This is a genomic window from Rhizobium sp. 18055, assembly GCF_902706285.1.
GTDB lineage: Bacteria > Pseudomonadota > Alphaproteobacteria > Rhizobiales > Rhizobiaceae > Rhizobium.
This window is the reverse complement of the sequence record NZ_CACSKD010000006.1, coordinates 294,468-301,289: the sequence shown is the minus strand read 5'-3', so window position 1 is coordinate 301,289 and position 6,822 is coordinate 294,468. Positions and strand designations below refer to the sequence as shown.

The 6,822-nt window shown below is 62.4% G+C and carries 8 protein-coding genes; 3 read left to right on the top strand and 5 right to left on the bottom strand.

Annotation, left to right across the window (positions count from 1 at the left end):
• The first annotated feature begins 286 nt into the window (after positions 1-286).
• Complete coding sequence (locus tag GVL52_RS13790) at positions 287-1,507, top strand: multidrug effflux MFS transporter (protein WP_244619171.1); 1,221 nt, start codon at positions 287-289, stop codon at positions 1,505-1,507.
• 425 nt (positions 1,508-1,932) lie between these two features.
• On the opposite strand, the gene GVL52_RS13785 is transcribed toward GVL52_RS13790, so the two are convergent.
• Both GVL52_RS13785 and GVL52_RS13780 read right to left on the bottom strand, forming a co-directional pair.
• Positions 1,933-3,156 carry an argininosuccinate synthase gene (locus GVL52_RS13785; protein ID WP_160007948.1) on the bottom strand — a complete coding sequence of 408 codons (1,224 nt, stop codon included), beginning with the start codon at positions 3,154-3,156 and terminating at the stop codon, positions 1,933-1,935.
• Positions 3,157-3,322: 166 nt separating this feature from the next.
• Positions 3,323-3,565 (bottom strand): type II toxin-antitoxin system ParD family antitoxin, encoded by a 243-nt coding sequence (locus tag GVL52_RS13780; protein ID WP_160007946.1) that lies wholly within the window; start codon positions 3,563-3,565, stop codon positions 3,323-3,325.
• A 78-nt stretch (positions 3,566-3,643) separates the two neighbouring features.
• Here GVL52_RS13780 and GVL52_RS13775 point away from each other — a divergent pair, with 78 nt between their 5' ends.
• Both GVL52_RS13775 and GVL52_RS13770 read left to right on the top strand, forming a co-directional pair.
• Positions 3,644-4,498 (top strand): SDR family NAD(P)-dependent oxidoreductase, encoded by an 855-nt coding sequence (locus tag GVL52_RS13775; RefSeq protein WP_160007944.1) that lies wholly within the window; start codon positions 3,644-3,646, stop codon positions 4,496-4,498.
• 83 nt (positions 4,499-4,581) lie between these two features.
• Positions 4,582-5,223: a LysE family translocator gene (locus GVL52_RS13770; RefSeq protein ID WP_160007942.1), complete on the top strand. Its 642-nt coding sequence runs from the start codon at positions 4,582-4,584 to the stop codon at positions 5,221-5,223.
• A gap of 1 nt (position 5,224) precedes the next feature.
• Here the strand turns inward: GVL52_RS13770 and GVL52_RS31185 are convergent, their stop codons facing one another.
• Genes GVL52_RS31185 through rlmN form a run of 3 tightly spaced genes read right to left on the bottom strand, consistent with a single transcriptional unit; the run spans position 5,225 to position 6,809 of the window.
• On the bottom strand, positions 5,225-5,350 hold the full coding sequence (locus GVL52_RS31185; protein WP_280179102.1) for a hypothetical protein: 126 nt from the start codon (positions 5,348-5,350) through the stop codon (positions 5,225-5,227).
• Positions 5,347-5,571 carry an amino acid transporter gene (locus GVL52_RS13765; protein WP_160007940.1) on the bottom strand — a complete coding sequence of 75 codons (225 nt, stop codon included), beginning with the start codon at positions 5,569-5,571 and terminating at the stop codon, positions 5,347-5,349. Before GVL52_RS13765 ends, GVL52_RS31185 begins: the two co-directional genes overlap by 4 nt.
• On the bottom strand, positions 5,571-6,809 hold the full coding sequence (gene rlmN, locus GVL52_RS13760) for a 23S rRNA (adenine(2503)-C(2))-methyltransferase RlmN (protein ID WP_160007938.1): 1,239 nt from the start codon (positions 6,807-6,809) through the stop codon (positions 5,571-5,573). Before rlmN ends, GVL52_RS13765 begins: the two co-directional genes overlap by 1 nt.
• Positions 6,810-6,822 lie beyond the last annotated feature (13 nt).

The window sequence follows — 6,822 nt, the reverse complement described above, 5'->3', positions numbered from 1 at the left end:
TGTATAAGAGACAGGCCCCGCCCCGATGCCGAGCAGCGCCAGAAACGCCGGACCGGGAATAAGCACATAGAGAAGTGCCGCCAGAAAGGCGCCTGCGAACAGCGATTGCGTCATCAAGAATCCCCCGGTGAAAGCGCAAGACTATGCGCTGCCGCAACGCCGTCAAGCGTCAAGCACCACGCATCACATTTTTGAATTGCCGGATCACGCGGCATAGGCCAGAAAAGACATCAGCCCCTTCATGTCCGGCCACAGCAGCCGCCACCACCCAGCCGAGTCACCCCACATGCCCCCATTCAGGATGAGCGAACGGCGAACCAGCATCCTCGGCGCGCTGCTGGCCACCATCGGCCCGATCTCGATGTCGATCTACACGCCGGCCATGCCGGAGCTGGTCACGGCTTTCGGGACCACGGATTCGGCGATCAAGATGACGCTGTCGCTCTATTTCGCCGGCTTCTCCGTCGCTCAGCTGGCCGCCGGCCCGCTGTCGGATGCGTTCGGCCGGCGCGCGGCAACGCTGCTCTTCGTCGGCATCTACATGATCGGCAGCCTGCTCGCCGCCTTCGCGCCCGATATCGCCTGGCTGCTCGCCGGCCGGCTGGTTCAGGGCATCGGCGCCTCGGTCGGCATCACCGTGGCGCGCGCCATCGTCCGCGACCAGTTTACCGGCACCGAGGCATCGCGGATCATGAACCTGATCGGCATCATGATCGCCATCGGCCCGGCGATTGCGCCAACCATCGGCGGACTGGCACTCGCCGCTTTCGGCTGGCAATCGGTGTTCTTCCTGCTGATCGGCTTCGGCCTCCTTATCTGTCTCTCGGTGCTGGTCTTCATGCGCGAGACCAGCATCCCCGATCGCCGCCGCGCCCTGCCCGGACCGCTGCTCGCAGCCTATGCCGAGCTTGCCCGCGAACCCCGCTTCGTCTCGGCCTCGCTGGTGCTCGGCGGCTCGATCGGCGCGCTCTATGCGCAGGCGACGCTGCTACCCTTCATCCTGATCAAGGTCGTCGGCCTGTCACCCACCGCCTTCGGGCTCGGCATGCTGATGCAATCAGGCTCCTATTTCCTCGGCTCCGTCTGCCTGCGCTACACCGCCGCCCGCCTTGGCGGCGACGGTTCGGTGCGCGTCGGGCTGGCATTGCTGGGCCTGTCCGGCATCATGATCGCGCTCTCGGTGCAGTTGATCACGCCCGGCTATCTCTCGATCATGGGCCCGGTCGCCTTCCTCGCCTTCGGCCTGGCCTTCCTGACGCCGCACATGACCACATCAGGCCTCTACCCCTTCCCGCACATCGCCGGATCGGCCTCGGCGATGATGGGTTTCATCCAGATGGGCGGCGGCTTTGCCGGCGGCGTCGCGGCCTCGCTGATCGGCCAGCCGCTGACCGCCTTCGGCACCGTCATCCCCTTCATGGCGCTGATCGGCATCCTCAGCTACCTCTGGTTCCTGCGGGCCTCGCGCCGGGCGGAGACGATCGTGCATTCGAGGTTGGGCGAATAGGGATTTCGGACGCCGCACAGATCTGCAACGTTGCGATTTGCTCGACGTGATTAGGTCCTCGGGACAAGCCCGGGGAAGACGTCAAGCAAGGGGACAGGTCAACGGCCAAACGAGGCTTTACTGCCCGCATTGAACAACCAGTGAAAAGGCCGGCACACCTCCCCACAGCGTCTTCCTCGGGACGAGCCAAAGGATGACACCGAGAGAGAATAAACCGCTTTAATTCAATAGGTTAACCTACGTTTCGACATTCACGCCGTCATGCTCGGTCTTGTGCCGAGCATCTGCCGAGGGTCCCATTTTCTCGACGGGATTGGCTCCTTCGGCGCCTGCGAATGCCCACCGCAGCGCGAAGAGAGAAACCATAAAAAAGGCCCGCACGAAGCGGGCCTTGATAGCGTCAGGAACCGTCTGCCTGAGGCAGCTTACTTCGTCAGGTTGCGCTTGCCGAGCGTGCGCAGGCGCAGCGCGTTGAGCTTGATGAAGCCGGCCGCGTCCTTCTGGTCGTAGGCGCCCTGGTCGTCCTCGAAGGTGACCAGCTTGTCGGAATAGAGCGACTTCGGGCTCTCGCGGCCGATGGTCATGACGTTGCCCTTGTAGAGCTTCAGCGTCACTTCGCCCTCGACATGCTCCTGGCTCTTGTCGATCAGCGCCTGCAGCATTTCGCGTTCCGGCGAGAACCAGAAGCCGTAATAGATCAGCTCGGCGTAGCGCGGCATGATCTCGTCCTTGAGGTGGGCGGCACCACGGTCGAGCGTGATGCTCTCGATCGCGCGGTGGGCGGCCAGCAGGATCGTACCGCCGGGGGTCTCGTAGACGCCGCGCGACTTCATGCCGACATAGCGGTTTTCGACGAGGTCGAGACGGCCGATACCGTTGTCGCGGCCATATTCGTTGAGTGCTGCCAGCAGCGTTGCCGGCGACATCTCGACGCCGTTGATCGAGCAGGCATCGCCCTTGCGGAAACCGACCTTGATCGTGGTCGCCTTGTCGGGAGCGGCTTCCGGCGAGATCGTGCGCATGTGCACGTATTCCGGTGCCTCGACGGCCGGATCTTCCAGAACCTTGCCCTCGGAAGACGAGTGCAGCAGGTTGGCATCGACAGAGAACGGCGCTTCGCCCTTCTTGTCCTTGGCAACCGGGATCTGGTGCTCTTCAGCGAATGCCAGAAGATCGGTACGCGACTTGAAAGCCCAGTCGCGCCACGGCGCGATGATCTTGATGTCGGGGTTCAGCGCATAGGCCGAGAGTTCGAAACGAACCTGGTCGTTGCCCTTGCCGGTCGCACCATGGGCAATCGCGTCGGCGCCGGTCTTGCGGGCGATCTCGATCAGGTGCTTGGAGATCAGCGGACGGGCAATCGAGGTGCCAAGCAGGTAGACGCCTTCATAGACGGCATTGGCGCGGAACATCGGGAAGACGAAATCGCGCACGAATTCCTCGCGCACATCCTCGATGTAGATTTCCTTGATGCCGAGCATCTCGGCCTTCTTGCGCGCCGGCTCGAGCTCTTCGCCCTGTCCGAGGTCGGCCGTGAAGGTCACGACTTCAGCGCCGAGCTCGGTCTGCAGCCACTTCAGGATGATCGAGGTGTCGAGGCCGCCCGAATAGGCGAGGACGACTTTCTTTACGTCTTTGTGCGATGCCATGATGATGAGGTCCGTTGTGCAAAAGGGCAGCGGCAAACCCGCAAAACCCGGTGTCGCGGGCACTTTTAGCGAGATTGGCGCGCGACGCAAGGGGAACGGCGCGGAGAAAACGGCGGGTTAGAGATGGTTTGCGATGTTCAAACGATCACTTTTTCCGGGTGCGCGGTCAGCGATCACGCTCGCGACATATCCGTTCGGGGAAGGCCTCGGCACCGAACTCGTCCGGCTCACCCGATTCCTCTTCATCAATGATCGCCGCCCGGATGGCTTCGATCTCCTTGGTCTTCTGCAACAGCTTGAGAGCTGCATCGACGACATCGTCAGGTGATCCGTAGCGGCCATCGCTAACCTGTTGATTGACGAAGTCTTCCAGATCATCGTCGAGCATAAGGTCTACCAACCTGGTCATCACCGCCTCCGGCTGTTTGACTTGCCTTGCAAGATTACCATATCTGCTGCGTCCGCAAAAGCGCCAGGAGAGCCAGCCATGACCGATCTCAGCACCATCATCAAGCCATCCAACGTCGCGGTCATCACCGGCGGCGCCTCCGGCATCGGCCTGGCCGCCGCCAAACATTTCGCAGCTGCCGGCATGAGCGTCGCCATCGCCGATCTCGGCGGCGACAGGCTGGCCAGGGCTGCCGACGAGCTGAAGGCCATCGCGGGCGAAGAGCATGTGATGGCGATCGAGACGGACGTATCGGACAAGGCCTCGCTTGCAGCGCTTGAGCGCGCCGTCATCCAGCGCTTCGGCCGCGTCCATCTGCTGATGAACAATGCCGGCATCGGCCCCGAGACCTCGATCTTCAGCGCCGACGCCGACTGGGATGCGATCCTCGGCGTCAACCTGATGGGCGTCGTCAACGGCACCCGCACCTTCGGCCCGCATATGCTGGCCCACGGCGAACCCGGTCTGATCATCAACACCGGCTCCAAGCAGGGCATCACCACGCCGCCGGGCAACCCCGCCTACAATCTCTCCAAGGCAGGCGTGAAGGTCTTCACCGAGGCGCTGCAGCACGAATTGCGCAATACCGAAGGCGCGAAAATCTCCGCTCATCTGCTCATCCCCGGTTTCGTCTTCACCGGCCTTTCCAAGGGCTACGGCGGCGAAAAGCCCGCCGCCGCCTGGACCGCGGAACAGACCGTCGCCTTCATGATCGAAAGCATCGAGAACGGCGATTTCTACATTCTCTGCCCCGACAACGACGTTGCCCGCCCCACCGACGAGCGCCGCATGGCCTGGGCGATCGGCGACATCATTGAGAACCGCCCGCCGCTGTCGCGCTGGCACCCTGATTATGCCGAGGAGTTCAAGGCCTATCTCGACCAGGCGCGATAGCCACATCACAAGGTTTGATTGGTATTTTTCCGAGGGCCGGATAAGAAAGCCGCAGCTTTCAGATCCGGTCTTTGGAGCAAGCCATGGATTTCCTGCCCAGCCTGCCAACGCTTCTCGCCTTCTCCGCCGCCAGCCTGCTGCTGGCCGCCACCCCCGGCCCTGACATGACGCTGTCAATCAGCCGCGCGCTGTCGCAGGGCAAGACGCCGGCGCTCTATGTGGTGCTCGGCACCAGCCTCGGCATCGTCGTCCACACCATGCTGGTTGCCTTCGGCATCTCGGCGCTGATCACCGCCTCGCCGACCGCCTTCCTGATCCTGAAGACCGGTGGCGCCGGCTATCTGCTGTGGCTGGCGATCCAGGCGATCCGCTTCGGCTCGAAGCTGTCGGTCGAGAAGGTCGATGCGGTCATCGCCACGCCGCTTGCCAACATTTCCTCGGGTTTCTGGGTCAACCTGCTCAATCCGAAGGTCATCATCTTCTTCATGACCTTCCTGCCGCAGTTCGTCACATCGGGCGATCCTGCCGTCACCCAGAAGCTGCTGTTCTTCGGATTTTTCTTCATCCTGATCGGCATGCCAGTGAATGCCGTCGTCGTGCTCGCCTCCGACCGGCTGGCCGGCTGGCTGCAGAACAACAGGAAGGTGCTGCGCGGCATGGATTATACCTTCGCCGGCGTGTTTTCGGTGTTTGCTGCGAAAATCCTGCTGACGCAGGCGCGGTAGTTTAGCGCGACGAGGTCTTCTCGTCCTTGCCGATCCGGTCCTTGCGGGTGATGTAGAGCATGAAAAAGCCGATCAGCAACGCGCCGACTGGCATGATCATATAAGCCGCAAACTGAGCCATGGTCATGGCCGCAATCCTTTCAGGATTCGTCTTGCAAGCAAATGTAAGGCTGCCGACAGGAAAAGACAAACGCAAACCGTGAGCACCAGCGGCGGTGTCAGCGCCGATATTCCGTTTGCGGCACCGAAGGCCGGTGCTATTCCGCCGACCGCAATCACCGCAATGGCGAGACCATTCACATAGGTCGCCGTCAGCTTCGTCCGTTCGTTACGAACGAGGTCGCTCATCAATCGTCGGCGCCGTGGTTGGCGATCATCATCGCCTCGAAGGCCATGCGCTCGGTCTTGCGCATCCGCTCCGATTCCGACTTCAGCTGGCCGCAAGCGGCGAGGATGTCGCGGCCGCGTGGTGTGCGGATCGGCGAGGCATAGCCGGCGGCATTGATGAAATCGGCGAACTTCTCGATCTGCGCCCACTCCGAACACTGGTAGTTGGTGCCGGGCCACGGATTGAACGGGATCAGGTTGATCTTCGCCGGCACGCCCTTCAACAGCTTGATCAGCCCCTTGGCGTCCTCGAGGCTGTCGTTGACGTCCTTCAGCATCACATATTCGAAGGTGATGCGGCGCGCGTTCGACAGGCCCGGATAGGTCCGGCAGGCCTCGATCAGTTCCTTCAGCGGATACTTCTTGTTGATCGGCACCAGGATATCGCGCAGGTCATCGCGCACGGCATGCAGCGAGATTGCCAGCATCACGCCGATCTCGTCGCCGGTGCGGAAGATCTCAGGCACCACGCCCGAGGTCGACAACGTCACGCGGCGCTTCGACAGGGACAGCCCGTCGCCGTCGGTGGCGATCAGCAGCGCTGTCTTCACCGCATCGAAATTGTAGAGCGGCTCGCCCATGCCCATCATCACGATGTTGCTGACCTTGCGGCCTTCGGCCGGCATCACCGTGCCCTGCGGCGCTTCGCGATCCGGGAAGTCACCGAGCCGGTCGCGCGCCAAAAGCAGCTGCGAGAGGATTTCCTCGGCCGTCAGGTTGCGCACCAGGCGCTGTGTGCCGGTGTGACAGAAGGAACAGGTAAGCGTGCAGCCGACCTGGCTGGAGATGCAGAGCGTCCCCCGGCCCTCTTCGGGAATATAGACGGTCTCGATCTCGACGGGACGACCGGCACCACGGGCCGGAAAGCGCATCAGCCACTTGCGGGTGCCGTCGTTGGAGACCTGCTCGTCGACGATCTCAGGACGCCCAATGGTGAAATGCTGCTTCAGCGTTTCGCGCATGTCCTTGGAGATGTTGGCCATGTGATCGAAATCGGAGACGCCGCGCACGTAGATCCAGTTCCACAACTGGGCGACGCGCATCTTGATCTGCTTCTCCGCCACGCCCTTTTCGCGCAGTGCCGCGCCCATCTCTTCGCGCGTCAGGCCGATCAGCGTCGGCTTCGGCAAGGCTTCGCCACGCATCGGCTGAGGAGCGCCGGCAGGCTTGAGAACAGTCATCGCATCCATGACGGACATAGGTCTAATCCCG

Excerpts from the sequence above, each read along its gene's own strand:
- GVL52_RS13790 (WP_244619171.1), top strand. The coding sequence starts at position 287 with ATGCCCCCATTCAGGATGAGCGAACGGCGAACCAGCATCCTCGGCGCG.
- GVL52_RS13785 (WP_160007948.1), bottom strand. The coding sequence starts at position 3,156 with ATGGCATCGCACAAAGACGTAAAGAAAGTCGTCCTCGCCTATTCGGGC.
- GVL52_RS13780 (WP_160007946.1), bottom strand. The coding sequence starts at position 3,565 with ATGACCAGGTTGGTAGACCTTATGCTCGACGATGATCTGGAAGACTTC.
- GVL52_RS13775 (WP_160007944.1), top strand. The coding sequence starts at position 3,644 with ATGACCGATCTCAGCACCATCATCAAGCCATCCAACGTCGCGGTCATC.
- GVL52_RS13770 (WP_160007942.1), top strand. The coding sequence starts at position 4,582 with ATGGATTTCCTGCCCAGCCTGCCAACGCTTCTCGCCTTCTCCGCCGCC.
- GVL52_RS31185 (WP_280179102.1), bottom strand. The coding sequence starts at position 5,350 with ATGACCATGGCTCAGTTTGCGGCTTATATGATCATGCCAGTCGGCGCG.
- GVL52_RS13765 (WP_160007940.1), bottom strand. The coding sequence starts at position 5,571 with ATGAGCGACCTCGTTCGTAACGAACGGACGAAGCTGACGGCGACCTAT.
- rlmN (WP_160007938.1), bottom strand. The coding sequence starts at position 6,809 with ATGTCCGTCATGGATGCGATGACTGTTCTCAAGCCTGCCGGCGCTCCT.